Source organism: Halomonas sp. MMSF_3323, from assembly GCF_030733595.1.
Classification (GTDB): domain Bacteria; phylum Pseudomonadota; class Gammaproteobacteria; order Pseudomonadales; family Halomonadaceae; genus Halomonas; species Halomonas litopenaei.
This window is the reverse complement of sequence record NZ_JASHIT010000012.1, coordinates 1-21,303: the sequence shown is the minus strand read 5'-3', so window position 1 is coordinate 21,303 and position 21,303 is coordinate 1. Positions and strand designations below refer to the sequence as shown.

At 63.8% G+C, this 21,303-nt stretch carries 17 protein-coding genes; 7 read left to right on the top strand and 10 right to left on the bottom strand.

Going from position 1 to position 21,303, the window contains the following annotated elements; genetic code table 11:
• Nucleotides 1–20 precede the first annotated feature (20 nt).
• A complete protein-coding gene (gene uxuA, locus RBB39_RS07920; protein WP_045991833.1) occupies nt 21–1,196 on the top strand; it encodes a mannonate dehydratase in 1,176 nt (391 codons plus the stop codon).
• Between the two features lie 167 nt (nt 1,197–1,363).
• On the opposite strand, the gene RBB39_RS07915 is transcribed toward uxuA, so the two are convergent.
• The 4 genes from RBB39_RS07915 to RBB39_RS07900 form a co-directional block, all read right to left on the bottom strand.
• Nucleotides 1,364–3,874, bottom strand: a complete 2,511-nt coding sequence (locus RBB39_RS07915; RefSeq protein ID WP_045991834.1) for a CoA transferase — start codon at nt 3,872–3,874, stop codon at nt 1,364–1,366.
• A 167-nt stretch (nt 3,875–4,041) separates the two neighbouring features.
• Nucleotides 4,042–5,604, bottom strand: a complete 1,563-nt coding sequence (locus tag RBB39_RS07910; RefSeq protein WP_306168995.1) for a BCCT family transporter — start codon at nt 5,602–5,604, stop codon at nt 4,042–4,044.
• 55 nt (nt 5,605–5,659) lie between these two features.
• Nucleotides 5,660–7,330, bottom strand: a complete 1,671-nt coding sequence (locus RBB39_RS07905; RefSeq protein WP_045991836.1) for a GMC family oxidoreductase — start codon at nt 7,328–7,330, stop codon at nt 5,660–5,662.
• 23 nt (nt 7,331–7,353) lie between these two features.
• A complete protein-coding gene (locus tag RBB39_RS07900) occupies nt 7,354–8,862 on the bottom strand; it encodes a CoA-acylating methylmalonate-semialdehyde dehydrogenase (protein WP_045991837.1) in 1,509 nt (502 codons plus the stop codon).
• A 178-nt stretch (nt 8,863–9,040) separates the two neighbouring features.
• Between RBB39_RS07900 and RBB39_RS07895 the strand changes: the two genes are divergently transcribed.
• The 3 genes from RBB39_RS07895 to ampC all read left to right on the top strand — a co-directional run bounded on the left by RBB39_RS07895 (nt 9,041) and on the right by ampC (nt 12,462).
• A complete protein-coding gene (locus tag RBB39_RS07895) occupies nt 9,041–9,955 on the top strand; it encodes a LysR family transcriptional regulator (RefSeq protein ID WP_045991838.1) in 915 nt (304 codons plus the stop codon).
• Nucleotides 9,956–10,300: 345 nt separating this feature from the next.
• Entirely contained in the window at nt 10,301–10,999 is a 699-nt protein-coding gene (locus RBB39_RS07890) for a glutathione binding-like protein (RefSeq protein WP_045991839.1), read from the top strand.
• A 257-nt stretch (nt 11,000–11,256) separates the two neighbouring features.
• Entirely contained in the window at nt 11,257–12,462 is a 1,206-nt protein-coding gene (gene ampC / locus RBB39_RS07885) for a class C beta-lactamase (RefSeq protein ID WP_253028896.1), read from the top strand.
• Between the two features lie 260 nt (nt 12,463–12,722).
• Here the strand turns inward: ampC and RBB39_RS07880 are convergent, their stop codons facing one another.
• The 3 genes from RBB39_RS07880 to RBB39_RS07870 all read right to left on the bottom strand — a co-directional run bounded on the left by RBB39_RS07880 (nt 12,723) and on the right by RBB39_RS07870 (nt 14,034).
• Nucleotides 12,723–13,004, bottom strand: a complete 282-nt coding sequence (locus RBB39_RS07880) for an addiction module antidote protein (protein ID WP_045991840.1) — start codon at nt 13,002–13,004, stop codon at nt 12,723–12,725.
• Complete coding sequence (locus RBB39_RS07875) at nt 13,001–13,303, bottom strand: type II toxin-antitoxin system RelE/ParE family toxin (protein ID WP_045991841.1); 303 nt, start codon at nt 13,301–13,303, stop codon at nt 13,001–13,003. Before RBB39_RS07875 ends, RBB39_RS07880 begins: the two co-directional genes overlap by 4 nt.
• Before the next feature lie 443 nt (nt 13,304–13,746).
• Entirely contained in the window at nt 13,747–14,034 is a 288-nt protein-coding gene (locus RBB39_RS07870; RefSeq protein WP_045991842.1) for a hypothetical protein, read from the bottom strand.
• Between the two features lie 1,135 nt (nt 14,035–15,169).
• Between RBB39_RS07870 and RBB39_RS07865 the strand changes: the two genes are divergently transcribed.
• Complete coding sequence (locus RBB39_RS07865) at nt 15,170–15,415, top strand: hypothetical protein (RefSeq protein WP_306168994.1); 246 nt, start codon at nt 15,170–15,172, stop codon at nt 15,413–15,415.
• A gap of 59 nt (nt 15,416–15,474) precedes the next feature.
• Here RBB39_RS07865 and RBB39_RS07860 read toward each other — a convergent pair whose 3' ends face one another.
• From RBB39_RS07860 to RBB39_RS07850, 3 genes are all read right to left on the bottom strand, one after another.
• Nucleotides 15,475–16,230 carry a DNA adenine methylase gene (locus RBB39_RS07860; protein WP_306168993.1) on the bottom strand — a complete coding sequence of 252 codons (756 nt, stop codon included), beginning with the start codon at nt 16,228–16,230 and terminating at the stop codon, nt 15,475–15,477.
• A gap of 139 nt (nt 16,231–16,369) precedes the next feature.
• Entirely contained in the window at nt 16,370–17,449 is a 1,080-nt protein-coding gene (locus RBB39_RS07855) for a phage portal protein (RefSeq protein ID WP_306168992.1), read from the bottom strand.
• Nucleotides 17,446–19,224 (bottom strand): terminase large subunit domain-containing protein, encoded by a 1,779-nt coding sequence (locus RBB39_RS07850; protein ID WP_306168991.1) that lies wholly within the window; start codon nt 19,222–19,224, stop codon nt 17,446–17,448. The genes RBB39_RS07855 and RBB39_RS07850 overlap by 4 nt, the downstream gene beginning before the upstream one ends.
• A 126-nt stretch (nt 19,225–19,350) precedes the next feature.
• Here RBB39_RS07850 and RBB39_RS07845 point away from each other — a divergent pair, with 126 nt between their 5' ends.
• Together RBB39_RS07845 and RBB39_RS07840 are read left to right on the top strand one after the other, a co-directional pair.
• Nucleotides 19,351–20,202, top strand: a complete 852-nt coding sequence (locus RBB39_RS07845) for a GPO family capsid scaffolding protein (protein WP_306168990.1) — start codon at nt 19,351–19,353, stop codon at nt 20,200–20,202.
• Nucleotides 20,203–20,217: 15 nt separating this feature from the next.
• Complete coding sequence (locus tag RBB39_RS07840; RefSeq protein ID WP_306168989.1) at nt 20,218–21,234, top strand: phage major capsid protein, P2 family; 1,017 nt, start codon at nt 20,218–20,220, stop codon at nt 21,232–21,234.
• Nucleotides 21,235–21,303: the final 69 nt, after the last annotated feature.

The window sequence follows — 21,303 nt, the reverse complement described above, 5'->3', positions numbered from 1 at the left end:
CCCGAGAAAAGGAGATTTCCATGCAACACACCTGGCGCTGGTTCGGCCCCAAGGACCCGATCCGACTCGAGGAGATTCGCCAGACCGGCGCGACCGGCATCGTCACCGCCCTGCACGAGGTGCCCAACGATGAGGTCTGGTCCCGGCAGGCCATCGCCGAGCGCAAGCAGATGATCGAGGACGCTGGCCTCGAATGGTCGGTGGTGGAGAGCGTGCCGGTGCACGAGGCGATCAAGAAAGGACTGCCCGAGCGCAACGCCCTGATCACCCGCTACTGCGACACCCTGCGCAACCTGGCGGCCTGCGGCATCGATACCGTGTGCTACAACTTCATGCCGGTGCTCGACTGGACCCGCACCGACCTGCGCTGGGCGATGCCGGATGGCGCCCTGGCGCTGCGTTTTGACCAGACAGCCTTTGCCGCCTTCGACCTGTACCTGCTCGCCAGACCAGGCGCCGAGAACGAGTACAGCGACGACGAGAAGACCGAAGCCAGGAGCTACCTCGATAGCCTGGACGCCGAAGCCCGCCAGTCACTGGTCGATACCCTGATCGCCGGCCTGCCCGGCGCCGAAGAGCACTACACCCTGGAGCGCTTTCGCGAGGTACTGGCCGGATACGCCGAGATCGACGCCGAGCGGCTGCGCGAACACCTCGGCTACTTTCTGAAAGCGGTCATCCCGGTCGCCGAAGAACTCGGCATCAAGATGGCGATCCACCCCGATGACCCGCCCCGGCCGCTGCTCGGCCTGCCCCGGGTGGTCTCGACGGCGGCGGACGCCGAGTGGATCCTTGAGGCCGTCGACAGCCCGGCAAATGGCCTGACGCTGTGCACCGGATCCTACGGCGTGCTCGCCGCCAATGACCTGGCCGCCATGGTTCAGCGCTTTGGTCCCAGCATCCACTTCGTGCATCTGCGCTCGACCCGGCGCGAGTCCCCCGACCCTCGCTCCTTCCACGAGGCGCCGCACCTGGACGGTGACGTCGACATGGTCGCGGTCATCAGCGCGCTGGTCGCCGAGGAACGCCGTCGCGAGCGCGAAGGCGGCCGACGCTTGCCGTTGCGCCCCGACCACGGCCACCACATCCTCGACGATCAGCACCGCGCCACCGCCCCGGGCTACCCGCTGTACGGCAGGCTGCGCGGCCTGGCCGAGCTGCGTGGCGTCGAGACCGCGGTGCGCCAGCTCACCTGACGCCCTGGCGTTCCACCAGCCGCTGCGCTGGCGACGCCCGTCGCAGCGGGAGTGGTCCAGCGCAACGAAAACGACCAGACGGGGAGGCACGTTCCCCGCCTGGTCGGCTCAGGACACCTTCAGCCCGCCTGGTCGGCTCAGCGCAAAAACCCCGCGCCGAACACCACTCAGGTCGGCAGATACTCCTCGCTCCAGCTCTCCGACACGACGCCTTCGGCGATCAACCGATCGATCTCCTCGGGGCTGTGCCCCAGCTCTTCGAGCACCTGACGGCTCGAGCTGCCGTACTTCTCCGACGGCGCCAGCGGATAGATGCGACCTCGCTTGGGACGGATGGCGTACGGATCGAGCTGCGTGATGACGTGACCGCTGGGGTGCTCGTCGTAGACGGTGAAGGAGTAGCTGCCACGATCGATGCCCGGGGTGTTGTCCCAGCGCCGCGAGTTGTAGGAGCGCAGGGCCTCGATGTTCTCGCACACCGCCGCGGCGATGCCCGCCTTCTGCAGCCGTTCCACCCAGTCGGTGGCCACCGCATTGATAAAGCGAGGTGCCAGATAGGCCGCCCGCTCCTCCGGCGGAACATCGACCACCCCTTCGATCCCCGGCACCTGGGCGAACTTGTGCAGGTCCCGCTCGTAGGCGCTGATCAGCACCACCCCGTCGGCGGTAAAATAGAAGCGCGACAGATCGTCGTAGCCGTTGAGTTCACGGCCCGAGGGCTCGTCGAACAGGCCGCGTCGCTCGTAGTCGTAGCAGAACGGCATCTGGGCCAGGCCGCTGAGCGCCGACAGCGAGGTCTTGACCCGGCTGACCCGGCGGGTACGCAGCTTCTGGTACAGGGCGGTGGCGACACCAAGAGAGGCACCGAAGCCGCACATCACGTCGATGGTGCCGACGTGGGCGTGCTCTTCTGGCGTGTCCATGCTACCCCCGAAGCGCAGCATGATGCCGGTGGTGGCCTGCACCAGGTCGTCGTAGCCCAGGTAGTTGGTCCGGGGGCCCTGCTTCACCCCGCTGAAGCAGTCGAGCTGGCAGAAGATCGCCTCGGGATTGATGCGCTGCATTTCCGCCTCGGTCAGCCCCATCCGCTCCACCTGCCTGTCGGTGGCATTCCACACCACCACGTCGCTCTGGCGGATCAGCTCGTCGAGGATTTCACGCCCCCGAGGCACCTGGATATCGGTCAGCAAGGAGCGCTTGGAGCGCATATGCGACAGGCCGAAGATGACCGTGTTCCAGCAGTCGTAGAACGGCTTGGCGGGGTCCACCTTGATGATGTCGGCGCCGAAGCGTGCCAAAAAGGCCACCGAGTGGGGACCGGCGATGACGTTGCACAGATCCAGCACCTTGACGCCTTCGAGCCAACCGTCCTTGGCGTTGCGCGCACGAACCCGGGGCAGCTTGGTCTCGATGCGATGCAGCAGTGCCAGCGCCTGGTCGAACGACACCCAGCGGCGCGGCGTCGGGGTGAGCATCTCGTGGCCGCTGTCGTGCAGCCAGACCATCGGGCCGGGCTGGGTCATCAGGCCGAATTCGGGATCGTCCACTTCGATCATCAGCCCGGCGGTCTCGGCGTGGTCGTCGTGGATCCACTCCTGCAGCCAGCGCTGCGGCGCGCCAGGGAACTTGCCACGGCCGAAGATCTTCTCCCACTCCTTGGAGGTGCGGGTAAGGAACACCTCCTTCATGCGCGCGGCGATATGATCCGCCCAGCGCTTGGGCAGCGGGTAGACGCCTAGTGACACGTCACTCTGCCACTGGCTGGTGGGCGCATAGGTGTCGGGCTCTTCCACCAACCCTTCCTCCACCAGTTCGTCGTAGAGACCGAGCACCTTGAGACAGCGCTTGGCGTGCTCCTTGTGACTCGGGCAGACCACGTAGAACATGCGCCCGTCCTTGCACTTGTAGCTGCGATAGAAGGGATCGAGCAGTTCCTGCAGTTCGTCGTAGTCCAGGTTCATCGGCGCGCCTTCGATACGGCGACGCTCGATCTCCTTTTCGCGCTGGGTCTTGTAGCGCTCCGGCAGGCCCTCGATCTTGATCGAGTTGTAGCAGAGGCCTTCCATCAGGGCGCAGGCGATGGGCACTTCGATCTCGTCGCCGAGGCCGGTACGCTCACGCGCCTGCAGCGCCAGGGTGACGGCGGTGGCCGCCAGCATGGTGCCGTAGGCCGAGCCCAGCGGCAGCGGCGAGAAGGACGGATTGATGCCCATCAGCACCCGGTTGAGCCCCATGTCGGTAAACACCCCCGAGTGGGCGGCGATGACGCTCTCGAAGGCCCGCCAGTCACGGCGCAGCTCGTCGTTGGAGGCAAAGCCCGGCATCGACAGGGTGATCAGTTCCGGACGCTCTTCGCGCAGCGCGCTGAAGTCGATGCCCAGGCGCTGCATGACGCCGGGCCGGAAGCTTTCGATCACGATATCGGCCTCCTCGATCAGCGCCAGCGCCTGTTCGAGGCCCTCGTCGGTCTTGAGGTCGATCGTCACGATCAGCTTGTTGCGCTGCAAGGTGGCGTTGGCCGGTGACTCCCACATGGGCCCCGTGGGCGGGTCCACGTGAATGACCGTGGCGCCCAGGTCGGCGAGGATCATCGCCACCGCAGGGCCGGCCATGTACTGACCGAAGTCGATGACCTTGACGTCCTTGAGCGGCAGTTGGGAATGAGGATTCGGTGACATCGGGGTCTTCCTGTAGAGCAAGGGTGGCAACGTGAGGAGGCCGAAGCCTCCTCGGTGACGTCAGTGTTTGCCGTCTTCGATAACCAGGTGGGGTTCAAGGACCTTCTTGGCGAAGTCCTGGCGCAGCCAGCGCGGCAACGTGAGGAGGCCGAAGCCTCCCCGGTGAATCAGTGTTTTCCGTCTTCGATAACCAGGTGGGGTTCAAGGACCTTCTTGGCGAAGTCCTGGCGCAGCCAGCGCACCAGTGACCATGCCAGGATCGCCAGCACGGGAATCATCGGCAGCGCCACCACGATGGTGGAGGTCTGCACCGGCTTGAGCCCGCCAAGCTGGATCAACGCTACCCCGACGCCGGCGATCAGAAACGCCCAGATCAGGCGGATCTTGCGCTGCGGTTCCTGATAGCCAGACAACTTGCGCGAGGTCACCGACGCCAGCACGTAGGCGGAGCTGTCCAGGGTCGTCGCCAGGAAGATGAAGCACAGCAGCACGAACAGGGTGGTAATCACACCGGACATCGGCAGGGTGCCGAGGATCGCCTCGACCGCAGCGGGGATGCCTTCGGCCGAAAGAATGGCCGCCACGTCCAGGGTGCCGGAGATCTGCAGGTCCAGCGCATAGCCGCCCCACACCGCGAAGAACACCCAGCAGCCCAAGGAACCGAACACCATTTCGGCGATGATCAGCTCACGGATGGTGCGACCGCGCGAGATGCGGGCGACGAACAGGCCCATCATCGGGGCGTAAGCGATCCACCAGGCCCAGTAGAACACCGTCCAGTCGCGCCAGAAGCTGGAGTCCCCCACCGGGTCGGTCCACATGCTCATGGGCACGAAGTTGGAGACCATCTTGCCGAGGCTGTTGACCCAGCCCTCCACCATGAACAGGGTGTCGCCCACCACCAGGGTGAACACCAGCAGTACCCCCGCCAGCAGCACGTTGATGTCCGACAGGATCTTGATGCCCTTGGCCAGGCCGAACCACACACTGGCGGAGAAGATGGCGGTCCAGATCAGCAGCACCGCGATATCCAGCATGAACGACGGTGACACCCCGAGCAGACCGCTCAGCAGCTGCGATACCAGCGGCACCGCCAGCCCCAGCGAGGTACCGACGCCACCGACGATGCCGAAGACCACCACCGCATCGAGAAGCGCGCCCCACCAGCCGTCGGCATGACGCCCCATCACCCCGCGGGCGGCCACGGACAGCCTGACGCCCGGGCGGTTATGGACGAACATGGAGTAGGCGATCGGGATAGCCGGCAGGCAATAGAAGGCCCAGGGCGTGAAGCCCCAGTGGAACTGGCCGTAGGTCAAGGCCCACTCGGCCGCTTCCTGTGAGCTTGGCTCGACGCCGAAGGGAGGGCCGGGGAAGTAGTAGATGGGTTCGACCCAGGCCCAGTTGACGATGGCGATGCCGATACCACCGGCAAAGATCATCGCCACCCAGCTGAAGTAGGAGAACTCCGGCTTGTCATCGGGGCCGCCGAGCCGCACGTTGCCGTAGCGGCTGATGGCCAAGCCCACCAGAAAGACCACCACGGCGATGCCGGCGAGCAGATACAGCCAGCCGAATCGCCCGGTGGCGAAGGCAAAGGCCGCATTGACCAGTGCGGCCCCCGACTCCGGGAACACGATGATGGGCAGGATCAGGCCTGCGATGACCAGCACGGCGGGTACGAAGACCCGCAGGTCGAGTCGATCAGAATGGGACTCTGGCGCGTTCATCAGGGATACCTTTATCGTTTGTTGTTGTGACGCTTGCTGCGCAAGACACCGGCGCTCAGCCGGCGGCCTCGAGCATCCAGCCCGCCGCTCGCTCGGCGATCATCAAGGTCGGCGAGTTGGTATTGCCGCTGGTGATGGTCGGCATGATGCCGGCGTCCGCCACCCGCAGGCCCTGGATTCCCCTCACCCGCAGGCGTGAGTCGACCACCGCCATGGGATCGTCGGCCTGCCCCATCCGGGTGGTTCCGACCGGGTGGAAGATGGTGGTGCCAATGTCACCGGCCAGCCGCCACAGCTCTTCATCGGTCTGGTACTGGACGCCGGGCTTGACCTCCTCCGGTTCGTACCTGGCGAACGCCTTCTGCTCGGCGATCCTGCGGGTGACGCGCAGCGAGTCCGCCGCCACCCGCCGGTCCTCGTCGGTGCTCAGGTAGTTGGGGGCGATGGACGGCGCCTGGGCCGGATCGGCGCTCTGAATCCTGACGCTGCCGCGGCTGGTCGGATTCAGGTTGCAGACGCTGGCGGTGACCGCCGGATAGGGATGCAGCGGCTGGCCGAAGGCCTCCAGACTCAGGGGCTGGACGTGGTACTGGATGTTGGGGTGCTCGTGCTCGTCGCTGCTGCGGGTGAAGATGCCGAGCTGAGACGGCGCCATGCTCATTGGGCCTGTGCGCTTGAACACGTATTCCAGACCGATGCCGGCCTTGCCCCACAGGGAGCTGGCCATGGTGTTGAGGGTCTTGGCGCCCTTGACCTTGTACACCGAGCGTATCTGCAGATGGTCCTGCAGGTTCTCACCGACCCCCGGCAGTTCGTGGACGACTTCGATGCCGTATTGCTTGAGCAGTTCACCAGGCCCGATGCCGGAGAGCTGCAGGATCTGGGGCGAGCCGATGGCGCCGGCGGACAGCACCACCTCACGGCGCGCCCTGGCCAGCTGGGTGGTGCCCTCGCGCTTGACCTCGACGCCTTCACAGCGCTTCTCGCCATCGGGCTCGCCGCCGGCGACGATCAGCCGATTGACCTGGGTGGAGTGCCACAGCGTCAGGTTCGGCCGCTTGAGCGCCGGACGCAGGAACGCCTTGGCGGTGTTCCAGCGCCAGCCGGAGCGCTGATTGACCTCGAAGTAGTCGACGCCCTCGTTGCTGCCACGGTTGAAGTCCTTGGTCCGTGGGATACCCGCCTGGACCGCCGCCTCGGCGAAGTCGTCCAGCACCTCCCACTTGAGCCGCTGCTTCTCGATGCGCCACTCGCCGCCGTGACCGTGAAAGTCCCGGTGGGCGGCGTCGGCGTCACCGCCCTCGTCCAGACGATAGTGATCCTCGTGCTGGATGAAGGCCGGCAGGCAGTGCTCCCAGCGCCACTGGTCGTCACCGGTGACCTCGGCCCAGTGGTTGTAGTCCCGGGCCTGGCCGCGCATGTAGATCATGCCGTTGATGCTGGAGCAGCCGCCGAGGGTCTTGCCGCGCGGGTAGAGCAGCGAGCGCCCGTTGAGGCCCGCGTCCGGATCGGTGCGAAAGCGCCAGTCCGTGCGTGGGTTGTCGATGCAGTACAGGTAGCCCACCGGCACGTGGATCCAGTGGTAGTTGTCGCGACCACCGGCTTCGATCAGCAGCACCCGGTTGTTGGGGTCGGCGCTAAGGCGATTGGCCAGCAGGCACCCGGCGGTGCCTGCTCCGACCACGATATAGTCAAACTCGCTGTCGTATTGTTGTGCGGTTGTCATCGCAGGTCCCTCGATTCAGGGCGTTATTTGGCGGTCGGCATCACGAACTCCGCGCCCGCCTCGATGGAGTCAGACCAGCGCTGCATGATCGACTTCTGCTTGGTGTAGAAGCGCACGCCCTCTTCGCCGTAGGCGTGCATGTCGCCGAACAGCGAGCGCTTCCAGCCACCGAAGCCATGCCACGCCATGGGCACCGGAATCGGCACGTTGATGCCGACCATGCCCACCTGGATGCGACGGCCAAACTCGCGGGCCACCTTGCCGCTCTCGGTGAAGCAGCTGACACCGTTGCCGAACTCGTGGTCATTGATCAGCTCGATGGCGGTGGCCACGTCCGGCACGCGCACGCAGGCCAGCACCGGGCCGAAGATCTCCTCGCGGTAGATCGTCATCTCCGGGGTGACGTGATCGAACAGGGTGCCGCCCATCCAGAAGCCCTCGCTGCAGCCTTCACCGGTGTTGCTGCTGTCGAAGCCACGGCCATCGACCACCAGCTCGGCACCCTCCTCGACGCCCTTGTCGATGTAGCCGGTAATACGCTGATGGGCCTGGGCGGTGACGATCGGCCCCATCTCGGCGTCCAGCTGCATGCCGTCCTTGACCTTGAGACCCCGGGCGCGCTCGGCGACGCGTGCCACCACGTCATCGGCCACGTCGCCGACCAGCACCGCCACACTGATGGCCATGCAGCGCTCGCCGGCAGAGCCGTAGGCGGCACCGATCAGCGCGTCCACCGCCTTGTCGATGTCGGCGTCGGGCATCACCACCATGTGGTTCTTGGCGCCGCCGAGGGCTTGCACACGCTTGCCCAGGGCCGCGCCACGCTGGTAGATCAAGTTGGCAATGGGAGTGGAGCCGACGAAGGACAGCGCCTTGACGTCGGGGTGGTCGATCAGCGCGTCCACCGTTTCCTTGCCACCCTGGACCACGTTGAACACGCCGTCGGGCAGCCCGGCCTGCTTGAGCAGGTCCGCCATCATCAGCGAGGCGCTGGGGTCGGTGGGGCTGGGCTTGAGGATGAAGCTGTTGCCGGAGGCGATGGCGACCGGGAACATCCACATTGGCACCATGGCCGGGAAGTTGAACGGGGTGATGCCGGCGACCACACCAAGCGGCTGGCGCAGGGTCCAGTTGTCGATGCCGGTGCTGACCTGGTCGGTGAAGTCGCCCTTGAGCAGCTGCGGGATACCGCAGGCAAATTCGACGATATCGATACCCCGTGCCACCTCGCCCTGGGCGTCGGTGAAGACCTTGCCATGCTCACGGGTGATCGCCTCGGCCAGGGCGTCCTTGTTGGCATTGAGCAATTCGAGGAAGCGGAACATCACCCGGGCGCGGCGGATAGGCGGGGTGTCGGCCCAGCTCGGGAAGGCCGCCTTGGCCACCTCTACCGCCTTGTCGATCTCGCTGGCGGAGGCCAGCGCCACGCGGCCGCTGACCTGGCCGGTCGCCGGGTTGTAGACGTCCTGATGACCCAGGGAGGCGCTTTCGTCGATCTGGCCGCCGATGAAGTGAGGAATCGTCGAGGTCATGGGATGCTCCTTTATAAGCGTTGTTTAAGTCATTCGAGCGTGGCCGTATGAGGAAAGGTGCCCAGCCTGCTCGTCTTGTCGCTGTACAGCCTATCTCTGGTGGCGATCTGAGCAATTGAGTTATTTGAAACCCAGATATAAAGTTCTCAAATAACACGCTCTGTTGAAGGAAGGCGCCATGCAGGACTACCCCACGCTGCGAGCATTCGTCACGGTGGCGCACCTCGGCAGCGTCTCCCGCGCCGCCGAGGCGCTGCATCTCACCCAGCCGGCGGTTAGCCTAAAGTTGAAGCAGCTGCAGGCAACGCTAGGACTGACGCTGTTCCACCGCCGCCCCCAGGGACTGGAGCTGACGGCCCACGGTCAGGCACTGCTGCCCACCGCCGAAAAGGCCCTGGAGAGCGCCCGGGTGTTCGATCAGATGGCCCGCTCGCTGCACTCGACGGTGCGTGGGCTGTTGAGGATTGGCACCATCATCGACCCCGAGTTCATCCGTCTGGGCAGCTTTCTCAAGGTGCTGGTCGAGCGCGCCCCGGAACTCGAGACCGAGCTGCACCACGGCATGAGCGGTTACGCCCTGTCGCGAGTGGAGCGCGGCGAGCTGGATGCAGGTTTCTATCTGGCGCCCCCCGGAACAGGCAGCACCCACGCCGACGGCGCCGGCGAACTTGCGTTTGTCGAGCTGACCCACTTTCGCTACTACGTGGTGGCGCCCTCCGGTTGGGAATCGCGGGTCGAGGACACCCGCTGGTCGACGCTGGCCACCCTGCCCTGGATCGTCACGCCCCCCGACTCGGTCCACCATCGCCTGCTCAAGCGCGCCATGCAGGACAGCGGCGAGACGCCCCGGCGGGTCGCCCAGGTCGACCAGGAGGCCTGCATGCTCGACCTGGTACGCGCCGGGGTGGGGTTGAGCCTGGCCCGGGACTCGCTGGCCTTGACCGAGCGCCAGCGCAGCGGCCTGACCATCGTCGAGGGGGTGACGCTGGACTGCGCCCTGTGCTTTGTATGGAAGAAGGAACGTACCCGCGAGCCGCCGCTGCAGGCCGCGCTTGCCACCCTGGAGAGCGTCTGGCCCAACCGGCCTGAGTGAGGCTTCTAGGAAAAGTGCCTGCGCTCGGTGGCTTTTCGTACAAGACCCAGGGCCTGAGTCAGCCCGGGGTAGCCCCCGCTGATAGGCGCCCGAACCCGCCGATACGCGCCCGAACCCGCTTTGGCAGCAGCGCCAAATGCACCAGAGCTGCGCCTTTCTGCGCCTGGCGACGCTCGAATCCGTCGTCGGGTGCTACCCTCCAGACGTTGGCTGACGGCTTTCCCCGGTTCAGGTCAAGGGCGACGCCTGTCTCGATCGCTCCTTGCTCGCACCGTCAGTTCGTACTTCCAGCCACCAGATGTCAGCGTCACGCTCCCTTCGTTCTTCACCACAAGGAATGTCCCCATGACCGACCTTTCCCGCTTCCCCATCACTGCCAAGTGGCCGGCGACACACCCCGAGCGCCTGCAGCTCTATTCGCTGCCGACCCCCAACGGGGTCAAGGTCTCGATCATGCTGGAGGAAGTCGGGCTGGACTACGAAGCGCACCGGGTCAACTTCGATACCAGGGACCAGCACTCTTCCGAGTTTCTCTCGCTCAGCCCCAACAACAAGATTCCCGCGATCCTCGACCCCGACGGCCCCGAAGGCCAGCCGATCGGACTGTTCGAGTCAGGCACGATTCTGCTGTACCTGGCCGACAAGACCGGCCAGCTGGTACCCCAGACGCCCCAAGCCTACTACCAGGCCCTGCAATGGCTGATGTTCCAGGTCGGCGGCGTGGGCCCGATGTTTGGCCAGATCGGCTACTTCCACTTCTTCGCCGGCAAGGAACTCGAGGACAAGCGCCCTCTTCAGCGCTACGTGGACGAGGCCAAACGCCTGCTTGGGGTGCTGGACAAGCGCCTGGAACAGCGCGAGTGGATCATGGGCGAGGACTACTCGGTGGTGGATATCGCCATCCTTCCCTGGGTACGCAACCTGGTCTACCGCTACGACGCCGGGGATCTGGTCGAGTTTGCCAACTTCCCCCACGTCGACCGCACCCTCCAGGCGTTTCTCGAACGCCCCGCCGTGCAACGAGGCCTCAAGGTCCTGGCCTGAGGCGATATAGCAGGCGCTACCAGGGTGAAGGTGGCGATCGGTGAAGGTGGCAATCGGTAGAGGTAGAGCGAGACGAAACGAGGTGAGAGCCGCACGATCGACCCTCAGCCCACGGGTGACTCGCCGCCGGGTTCAGGCGATGATTGTGCCGGCACAGCAGACTCGGCTAGCCTCAAGGCGCACCGTCCTGTGCCTGTCCGCCTGCCCCGTGGCCCCAAGGCCCCGGGCAACACCCCCACACGACGGAATCACCGCTCATGCCCGTTCGCCCCGTTCATCTTCTGCCCCTCGTCTTCGCCGTGGGTACCACCTCCGCCCAGGCGGCCTCCGCGCCTAAAGACGCCGACCGGAGTACCGTCGAGCAGCAGAGTAGCCGATCCTGCGAAAACCCGACCATGGACCAGCAGATCGAGGCACTGATGGATCACCACGGCATCCCGGGGGTGTCGGTGGCACTGGTCGACCACGGCAACATCTGCCTGAGCCACTACGGCGCCGCCAGCCGGGAGACCTCGACCGGCGCCGCCGTGAACGACGACACCCTGTTCGAGATCGGCTCGGTCAGCAAGACCTTCACCGCGGCGCTGGGCGCCTGGGTGCAACAAGGCGGAGCCTTCTCCCTGAGCGACAGCGCGGCCAGCATCGAGCCCGACTTCGAGGGTCATCCAGTAGGCGAGGTCAGCATGGTAGAGCTTGCCACCTACACCGCCGGCGGCTTCCCGCTGCAGTTTCCCGCGGGCGTCGACGACGCCACCCTCCACGACTACTTCGTGAACTGGCAGCCGGACTTTGCCGCCGGCACCAAGCGCCTGTACTCGAACCCCAGCATCGGCCTGTTCGGCCTGCTCGCGGCCCAGAGCGAAGGCTCAAGCTTCGCTGAGCTGATGCAGGACAGCGTGCTGCCCACACTTGGCCTCGATGCCACCTGGCTTACGGTGCCCGACGACCAGGCCCGCCACTACGCCCAGGGCTACAACGGCGATGACCAGCCTGTGCGCGTCAATCCGGGCCCGCTGGACACCCAGGCCTACGGCATCAAGACCACGGCACGGGACCTGGCACGCTTCGTTCAGGCCAATATCGACGCCTATCAAGGCAGCCAGGACGACCAGCGCATGGCACAAGCCCTGCTGGCCACCCACCAGGGCTACGCCGCCGTCGGCGAGATGCAGCAGGGACTCGCCTGGGAAAGCTACGCCCTGCCGACGACCCTCGATACGCTGCAAAACGGCACCACCGCAGAGATGGCGCTGGAGCCCCAGCCTGTCACCATGCTCGAGCCGTCAGGCGAGCCACAGCCCCAGCGCTGGTACCACAAGACCGGCTCCACCGGCGGCTTCGGCGCCTACGCCGCCTTTATGCCGGCGCATGAACTGGGCATCGTCATCCTCGCCAACAAGCGCTACCCCAACGGCGAGCGCGTCGAAGCCGCCTGGCGGATACTGGAGACATTGGAGCAGTAAGAACGAAAAGTGCTTGAACCCGGTGCCGCCCGGAGCAATGAAACAAGGAGCGAAGCAAGGGCGAAGCACGGGGCTGTGCAAAGGCAATACATGGGGCAGAGAAGCGTCTACGACCGGTGGTAGGCACTAACCGAGCCAACCAATGAAACCAGACGGCCTGGGCGCTGGATTCTCCAGCCCTCAGGCCCTGAAAGCCGCAGCACAAGCACCGGGGGGAAGCGCTTGGAAAAGACGATAGCTTGTCTGAATCGCAGAAAGCGTCAGGGAGCGTCGGCTCGCAGCGTGAAGCCAAGGGCATTCATGACCTTCATGACTGTCGCAAAACTTGGGTTCCCATCGGCCGAAAGCGCCTTGTAAAGCCCTTCGCGGGTCAGGCCGGTATCGCGCGCCAGTTGCGTCATGCCTCGCGCTCGAGCGATATCGCCAAGCGCCGCCACGACGAGTGCGGGATCACCTTCTTCAAGGCAGGCCTCAAGATACAAGGCCATGTCTTCTTCCGTCTGCAGATGGTCAACGACATCCCATTTCTGAAGTGTGCTCATGGTGCCTCCGTCAACTCCCTCGCCAATCGCTTGGCGAGTTCGATATCTCTGGCCTGGCTGGACTTGTCGCCGCCTGCCAGCAAAATGATCAGTTCGTGCCCCTTCTGGACGAAATACACTCGGTAACCAGGCCCGTAATGGATCCTAAGTTCCGAGACCCCCTCACCGACAGCCTCACAGTCACCGACGTTACCCAGTTCAACGCGCCGTAGCCGAGCCAGTATCCTGGCCTTGGCCCTGGGATCTCGCAGCTTGGCGAACCAGGCAGCATAGGACTGCGTCTCGCGGATCATATTCATACCATCAAGTGTTAACCATAGTTAACACCTTGACAAGTTTTTTGCTCGGCGTACCACGGCCTTATCCCAACGACCTAAACGCCCCCTTGGGGCTGGTACACTACGCGCCCTCTCCTGCCCGACCTCTTGATGCCGATGACTGACCGAGATCCCCTGGCCCAGGCCCGCCGATTTTCCGTGGCGCCGACGATCGGTCGGAGGTAAAGCCCACAGTCACGGGCTTTCCCGGTATCGTGCGCCAAAAATGCACCAGCAAGAAACAGTGGCACGGATCCTACCGCTGAAGTTGCGCTTGTCGGTGAGACAGGCGCGAGCATGGATGTGACGAACGCATACGTGCGCATTAGAGGCGGCCCCGCTGACCTTCCCCTGACATATCGCCTTTCCTTGCAGGAGGCTATTGAGCCCCCTTATCGAAACGCGCACAGTCGGATGTGCTCGACTCAATTCTCCTCATAGGCATCAGCCACCGCACGCTCGATAAGTTCCGGAGCCACACCGCGAGCCTTCAACGCCTCCACCAAACGCCGCACACCATCATCGAGATAGCGAGCCTCATCGCGACGCAGTCCCTCGCTGACGTAGGCTTTCAGCAGCGTCTGGTAGCCTTGAAGCCCCTTCAGCGGCGCTATCGCCTTCAGCGACTCCACCACATCAACCGGCACCCGCAGCGTCACTGTCGTCATGGGACGGTCCTTCGCCAATCGCCTTTTCAAGGTCTCATTGAGCATAAATCGCCTCCTCTCGCCTGGTGGCCCGTCGCGCCGAGATGATGCGCAATCCCTCGTCGGTACCACGATACTCGCGTCGCCGGAAGGCCAGCGCCAGCAGTCCTCCATCTGCAAAGTTTTCCTCGCTGCTCCAATTTGGCGGTAGAACGCAAGGCCAGGGGCAGACTGCGAAGCACCTCTGCTCCGACTCGTACCCGCCGCACAGTCACCACACCAACAATGAAAACGCCCCCTTGGGGCTGGTACACTACGCGCCCTCTCCTGCCCGACCTCTTGATGCCGATGACTGACCGAGATCCCCTGGCCCAGGCCCGCCGCTTCTCTGTGGCGCCGATGATGGATCGGGGATAAAGCCCACAACCACGGGCTTTCCCGGCGTCGTGTACCAAAAATGTACCAACAAGAAAAAGTGGCACGGATCCTGCCCCAGGGGTTGCGCTTGTCAGTGAGACAGGCGCGAGCATGGACGTGACGAACGCGTGCGTACGCGTTACAGGCGGCCCCGGCTCAGAATCCGTGGGGGGCTCGGAAAAAGGTAACAAAGGTAACGCCTTGCGAAAAACGCGCTTATCCCAATGATTTATAAAGAATTAAAACGACTGTCCAAAAGGTAACAAAAAGGTGATGAAAAGGTGATGCGTTACCTTTTGGAAAGGTATTTTTCTTGTTTTCAAGAGTCTAAGAAAATCAGATGGTTAGCCGGGCGTTACCTTTTGCGTTACCTTTTGCGACCTTTTTACGGTTACAGAATTATTCAATAAAAACATACACGTAATGTCATTTCTCCGCCCCTGTTACCAATGTTACCTTTTTCCGAGCACCCCCCACATTCTCAGCAGCCACCATGGGTGGTGACCTCCGCCACCACGCCTCTCTGGCGCTCGTTGAGTTCGCATGATTCCGCATGAAACCCAGCCCCTTTCTCAGCGCCAGGAAGCCCTGAGCGCAGGCGCCCTCAGCGAGAGTGCAAGGGTGCCCAAAAATCGACAGGTTTAGCGCGCAGGCGGGGCGGGGTGTCGACGGCGCGCTGAGTACCGAGACGACAGACAGCAGCAAACCGTTTGACACACTTGGCATGGCAATGAAGGATAAGAGGCGCAACAATCAACAATTCTTACGCAGAAGGAACTGAACGATGGCAAGACCTTACGACTTTCCTGATCCTAGCGACCGGAGCCCAAACCACCCCTCTGAGCTTGCCGAGCGGGATAGAATCATCGGCCTCTACAACTCAGTTCAGGAGGACAAGGCTCAGCGAATGTCACAAGCCGTTAAGTCATGGTTTGAAGAAGCAGCCTACTCGGCTGGTTGGGCGGATGTGAAGTTTGTAGACGATCAGGCAGTGCTGACTGCCAACGTTGCACTGGTGAAACAGCGGTAAGCGCGCTGCGAGTAGACGAGCCGCTTAGATAAGCGGCTCGTCCTAGCACATCCCCATAATTACTTATTTCTAACGATCAGCTCTCCTTTCGGGCTCGTCGTCTGCCGGCCCACCGTGTACCGCAGCTGCGTCGTCTGTAGGTCGAGCCCCTGAAACACCTCGCGCATCTTGGGCACGTCGTTGACGCTGATGACGACCTGTCCTTTCGCGGTCCGGGCTAGCTCGGCCATGCGCTCATACTGCTCGATACCGAAGTCGGTACCGTAACCCGCGGTCTCCCAGTAAGGCGGGTCGAGGTAGAACAGCGTCTCGGGGCGGTCGTAGCGGGTCAGGCATTCTGCCCAGTCCAGATGCTCGATCACGGTTCGCGACAGCCGAAGATGTGCCTGGCTCAGGTCTTCCTCGATACGCATCAGGTTGAGCCGGGGCGGGCTCGTCGCCGAGGTGCCGAAGGTCTGACCGTGGACCTTGGCGCCAAAGGCGAGCTTCTGCAGGTAGAAGAACCGCGCGGCACGTTGAACGTCGGTCAGGTGGCGAGGATCCACCTCACGCTGGGTCAGGTACTCCTCGCGGCTCACCAGGCTCCAGCGGAACTGGCGCACCAGCTCGTCGGGGTGATGCTTGACGATGCGGTAGAGATTCACCAGCTCGCCGTGGGCGTCGTTGATCACCTCCACGGGGCTCGGCTCCTTCATGAAGAAGATGGCCGCCCCTCCGCAGAAGGGTTCAACGTAGGTCCGGTGTGGCCGGAACAGCGGCAGAATGGTCTTGGCGAGTCGGCGTTTGCCTCCCATCCATGGGAGGATCGGTTTCATGGCCATCCAGACACCTGTTTATTTATCCAGTTTTTGCTATGCTGTCGGTGTCGCTGGATGCGCCAGGAAGGCGTTGATGATCAGGGACGATCACGGCGATTCGCGCCCGCAGCCTCATCGGCTCGGGCGCTTTTTCGTATTAGCGGGCTGGGTCAAGCCCTGTCGTCTCTCCTTCGTCCAGTGAGTAGGGCCGGAACTTGACGACCTCCTCGCCTAGGTAGTCGTTGATCTCGCTGAGGGTGGCTTGCAACGGCTCGAGCTCGTTGGCAACGAAGACGCGAGCCGCCTTCTCGATGTCGCCGAAGCCACCGGTGTTGTTGGGAATGATGCCCATCAGCTGCGGAGGGATACGATGCCCGGCGAGCTGATCATCACGGGTGATGTTCTTGATCGAAGCGAACTCGTCCTTAGCGGCTACCTCCGAGATCGGGATGATCTGGATGCCATCCTTCTTGCCATTGGGGCTGTAGAGGAACAGGTTGCGGAAGTTGCCCACGCCCTTGCTCTCTTTCAGGGCACTGCGCATATCGTCGATGTCGTTCTGGTTCTGGGCCGCGTCCGAGACGTACATGATGAAGCCGGCATGACTGCCGTTGAGGTAGTACTTGCGCCGGAACAGGGTGGCATTCTCGTTGAGGTAGATCGACTGCAGGGCACCCAGGTAGTCCGGTACCCCGTAGACCTCCTGATTGATATCCGGCTCCAGAACGTGGATCAGACTGCCCGGCGCGAACTCGCTGCGATCGGCCCAGTTGGGCACCCAGAAGTAGCGCTCCAGGTCGGCCCCACGTCGAACGTACTTGGCCCGGGCCGGGCGCAGCTGTAGCAGCTTGCCGAGGCGCCCGCGGACCTGCTCGAGGTAGCAGTTGCCGAACACCAGATAGTCGGTGGCCAGCGCGCTGAAGGCCTGCCGGCTTAGCAGCGGGTGCGGCACGAAAGAGCGCACCAGGATGTTGCGCTTCACCTGAATGGCGCTGCCGTGATGGGCGGTGGCACGATAGGTCTGGGCCAGCGCCGGGAAGTCCACCGGCGGCTCGTACCACTCGCTGCCGAGCATCCAGCACCCGGTGTAAAAGAAGTCATAACCATCGGTCACCGGTACCGGTTCACCGAAGCTGAAGGCCTCGGCCTTTGCCGGGGTACTGGCGTTATCGCCACCCTCGTCGGCACGGTAGGCCGGTACACGCACCCGGGGTTTCTCTGCAAGCGGCTCGCTCATCCAAACAGCTCCATCATTGATCGTCCGGTGCCGTGCTCCGCCGGCCCGTCCAGGGGTTCGTTGTGCAGGGCGTGCATGGTCGCCCAGGCCAGGTCGGCGTGGCCGGTCAGGTTGTTGCGCCCTGCGCTGTAGGTGATCTGGCGCCCCGACGCGGTGAGCCCACGCCGAATCGCCATAAAGGACTGCATGAGATCCATCGAGCCGGCATCGAATTCGAGCCTTCCCTTGTTGATGATCTGCTGGGCCTGCATGACCAGGCGCGCCTTGATCTCGGGGGTGTAGCGGTAGCGGGTGACCGTGGGAAAGAACTTGGCCACCAGCTGGGCGACGGCCTCGCCAAGTCCCGAGGTGTCAATGCCGATGAAGGTCACGTTGTATCGGCGAGTCACGCCGCGGATGAATTCGGCCTGGGCCTCGTAGTCACTGCCCTTGATGCGGTGCTTCTCGAGGATCCGGTGCTTACCGTTCATTGAGCGCGGCGGCGCCACGACCACCAGCCCAGCACCATCGCCCTCCTCGCCATCGCCGGCGGGGTCATAGCCGATCCACACCGGATGCTCGCCGTAGGGGCGCGGCGCGAATGGCTTGATGTCCTGCCAGACGTCCCAGCTATCGACCATGCAGCGCTGCATCATCGCCAGCGGGAAGGCCGACTGGGTATCGTCGACAAACTCGCACATCAGCAGGTTGGCGAACTCATCATCGCTGTACTCGAGGCGCAGCTGGTCGATGTCGAAAAGGTCACAGCCGCCAGCGATGGCGTCTTCAATGGTGACGATCTGGCGCCACTGGCCATCCGGCCCGCGAGCGCCGTCCTTGAGCGCCGCGTGGCCGACATCGATCTTTACCCGATCTGCCTTCTTGCGCCGCTTGTTGAAGCGCTCACCGGTCCAGAACGGGTAGGCCTCATGGGCCACGCTCGACGGCGTCGAGAAGTATGTCTGGCGCCACTTCTTGTGCATCGCCATCCCGCTGGTCACCTTGCGGAAGGTCTCGAAGCCGTGGATCCAGAAGTACTCATCCAGGTAGGTGTCGCCGTGGTAGCCCTGGGCCGTCTTGGCGTTGGTCCCCAGGAAGTGCAGCTCGGCACCATTGGCGAGGATGATCGGGTCGCCCTTGAGCTCGACGCCGGTGACCTCCTTCACGAACTGCACGATGTAGTGCTTGAAGATGTGGGCCTGGGCCTTACTCGCCGACATGAATATCTTGTTCTTGCCGGTCTCCAGGGCATCGGCGATCGCCTCCCGGGCGAAGTACCAGGTGGCGCCGATCTGGCGGCTCTTGAGCAGGTTGCGGATCCGCTCATGCTGGCCGGCCCGGTACCAGGTGCGCTGGTAATCGAATAGCGAAGCCTCGAAGGCCTCGACGATCTGGATCACGCCCTCGTCGCCGACGTCGTTAGTCTTCGGCTTGCGCTTCGGCCCGGCGTTGCGCCGATCGATGTTGGGATTGAGATCGCTCTCCTTGCCGCTGCCCTGATACTTGTGCACCCGGGCCAGCCGCTCGACCTGCCTGCCCAGCAAGTCCAGCTCCTTGAAGTCCTTGCCCTCTTTCTGGTCCTTCCAGATCAACTGGATCATGCGTGCCTCAAGCGCGCCCTCGATCCGTTGCGTCGGTGTGGCGTCGTCCCAAGCGTCGCGCTTTTTCCAACTGTCGATGGTGGCCCGAGGCAGGTCGAGAAACTCGGCGATGCGCGCAATGCGCCACCCCGTCCAGTAGAGGTGTCGGGCGGAGAGGCGGCCGCCGTCGTCGTTGATATCGGTCGTGGGAGTCATGCCGCCAGCCTACTCGCGCCATCGCTCAGCGTTACCTGGCCAGCGTTGTGACAGCGCCTGGTCACAACGGCAAATGGTTGAGGCTATTGGGGACGGGGCGGAACCTGACGGCAGCATCGAGAGCCCATGAACCGAGGACACCCCATGCCCTTCTTCCGCGTCGCCACCGAAGGCGCCACCACCGACGGCCGGATCATCTCGCGTGACTGGATCACGCAGATGGCCGGCAATTACGACCCCAAGAAGTACGGTGCCCGTGTGTGGATGGAACACATGCGCGGCATGTTCCATGACGGCCCCTTCCCCGCCCTGGGCGACATCAAGGCCCTGAAGGCCGAAGAGGTCGAGGACGGCAAGCTGGGCCTGTTCGCGGATATCGACCCTACCGACAAGCTCAAGCAGATCAACGGCGAACGACAGAAGGTCTACACCAGCATCGAGGTCGACCCCGACTTCGCCGGCAGTGGTGAAGCCTATTTCGTCGGCCTGGCCGTTACCGACAGCCCCGCTAGCCTCGGTACCGAGATGCTGCAGTTCAGCGCCAAACAGGGCAGCGCCTCCCCGTTGGCGGCGCGCAAGCAACGTCCCGAAAACCTGTTCACCGCCGCCGTGGAGGTCGAACTGGACTTCTCCGACGCGCTGCCGGAGCCCGACAAAGGCCCCAGCCTGACCGAGCGCATCACCGCGCTGTTCAAGAAGCACGACGCCAAGAGCACCGCCAGAACACAGGCCGGGTTCGACGCCTTCAGCAAGGACCTGGAGCAGACCTTCGAGCTGTTCGTGAAGCGTCATGAGGCGCTGGAATCCGAGCTTGAAGCACGTCCTTCCACCGACGCCTTCAACGAGCTGAAGACCGCCCACGACGACCTCAAACGTCGCTTCGACGAGCTTCACACCCAGCTCGACAACGCCCCCTCTCCGCAACACCACCGTTCACGCGCCACCGGCAACGACGGCAGCATCGTCACCGACTGCTAAGGAACCGAACCGCTCATGCGCAACGATACCCGCAACCTTTTCAACCGTTTCACCGCCCAGGTGGCGAAACTCAATGGCGTACAAGCGGCCAGTCAAAAGTTCGCCGTCGACCCCAGCGTCCAACAGCGCCTGGAGAAGCGTATCCAGGAGTCCAGTGACTTCCTGGGCCGCATCAACATGATCGGCGTCGACGAATTGAAGGGGGAGAAACTCGCCCTCGGCGTCTCCGGCCCGATCGCCGCACGCACCGACGTCAGCCAGAAGGATCGCGAGACCCGCGACCTCTCGACGCTGGATTCCCAAGGCTACGAGTGCCGCCTTACCGAGTTCGACACCCACCTTGGCTACGGCAAGCTCGACGCCTGGGCCAAGTTCCCGAACTTCCAGGAGCTGGTGCGCGACGCCATCGTCCGCCAGCAGGCGCTGGACCGGATCATGATCGGCTTCAATGGCACCTCCGCCGCCGCTCAGACCAACGCCGCCACCAACCCGATGCTGCAAGACGTCAACATCGGCTGGCTCCAGCACTACCGTACCCAGGCCCCGGCCCGGGTGCTCAAGGAAGGCGCTACCGCCGGGACCATCAAGGTAGGCAAGAGTGGCGACTACGAGAACCTCGACGCTGTCGTCTACGACGCGGTCAACGAGCTGATCGATCCCTGGTTCCGCAACGCCACCGACCTGGTCGCGATCGTCGGGCGCAAGCTGATGGCCGACAAGTACTTCCCGTTGATCAACCAGACCCAGCCGCCCACCGAACAGCAGGCCATGGACGTGATCATCAGCCAGAAGCGTATCGGCGGACAGCAGGGCCTCCAGGTGCCGTTCTTTCCCGACAACGCCATCCTGGTCACCACCCTGGATAACCTCTCGATCTATTGGCAGAACGGCGCCCGCCGCCGCTACGTCAGCGAGAACCCCAAGCGCAACCGCATCGAGAACTACGAGAGCTCCAACGACGCCTACGTGGTGGAGGACTTCGGCGCCGGCTGCCTGATCGAGAACATCGAGCTGGGCGACTTTAGCGCCTGATAAGGAGTCACGATGACCAGCCCCGCCCGCCGCCACTACCACCGGGTCTCCGCCGCACTCGCGGCGGAG

Coding starts and splice junctions, on each gene's coding strand:
- uxuA (WP_045991833.1), top strand. CDS start 21: ATGCAACACACCTGGCGCTGGTTCGGCCCCAAGGACCCGATCCGACTC.
- RBB39_RS07915 (WP_045991834.1), bottom strand. CDS start 3,874: ATGTCACCGAATCCTCATTCCCAACTGCCGCTCAAGGACGTCAAGGTC.
- RBB39_RS07910 (WP_306168995.1), bottom strand. CDS start 5,604: ATGAACGCGCCAGAGTCCCATTCTGATCGACTCGACCTGCGGGTCTTC.
- RBB39_RS07905 (WP_045991836.1), bottom strand. CDS start 7,330: ATGACAACCGCACAACAATACGACAGCGAGTTTGACTATATCGTGGTC.
- RBB39_RS07900 (WP_045991837.1), bottom strand. CDS start 8,862: ATGACCTCGACGATTCCTCACTTCATCGGCGGCCAGATCGACGAAAGC.
- RBB39_RS07895 (WP_045991838.1), top strand. CDS start 9,041: ATGCAGGACTACCCCACGCTGCGAGCATTCGTCACGGTGGCGCACCTC.
- RBB39_RS07890 (WP_045991839.1), top strand. CDS start 10,301: ATGACCGACCTTTCCCGCTTCCCCATCACTGCCAAGTGGCCGGCGACA.
- ampC (WP_253028896.1), top strand. CDS start 11,257: ATGCCCGTTCGCCCCGTTCATCTTCTGCCCCTCGTCTTCGCCGTGGGT.
- RBB39_RS07880 (WP_045991840.1), bottom strand. CDS start 13,004: ATGAGCACACTTCAGAAATGGGATGTCGTTGACCATCTGCAGACGGAA.
- RBB39_RS07875 (WP_045991841.1), bottom strand. CDS start 13,303: ATGAATATGATCCGCGAGACGCAGTCCTATGCTGCCTGGTTCGCCAAG.
- RBB39_RS07870 (WP_045991842.1), bottom strand. CDS start 14,034: ATGCTCAATGAGACCTTGAAAAGGCGATTGGCGAAGGACCGTCCCATG.
- RBB39_RS07865 (WP_306168994.1), top strand. CDS start 15,170: ATGGCAAGACCTTACGACTTTCCTGATCCTAGCGACCGGAGCCCAAAC.
- RBB39_RS07860 (WP_306168993.1), bottom strand. CDS start 16,230: ATGAAACCGATCCTCCCATGGATGGGAGGCAAACGCCGACTCGCCAAG.
- RBB39_RS07855 (WP_306168992.1), bottom strand. CDS start 17,449: ATGAGCGAGCCGCTTGCAGAGAAACCCCGGGTGCGTGTACCGGCCTAC.
- RBB39_RS07850 (WP_306168991.1), bottom strand. CDS start 19,224: ATGACTCCCACGACCGATATCAACGACGACGGCGGCCGCCTCTCCGCC.
- RBB39_RS07845 (WP_306168990.1), top strand. CDS start 19,351: ATGAACCGAGGACACCCCATGCCCTTCTTCCGCGTCGCCACCGAAGGC.
- RBB39_RS07840 (WP_306168989.1), top strand. CDS start 20,218: ATGCGCAACGATACCCGCAACCTTTTCAACCGTTTCACCGCCCAGGTG.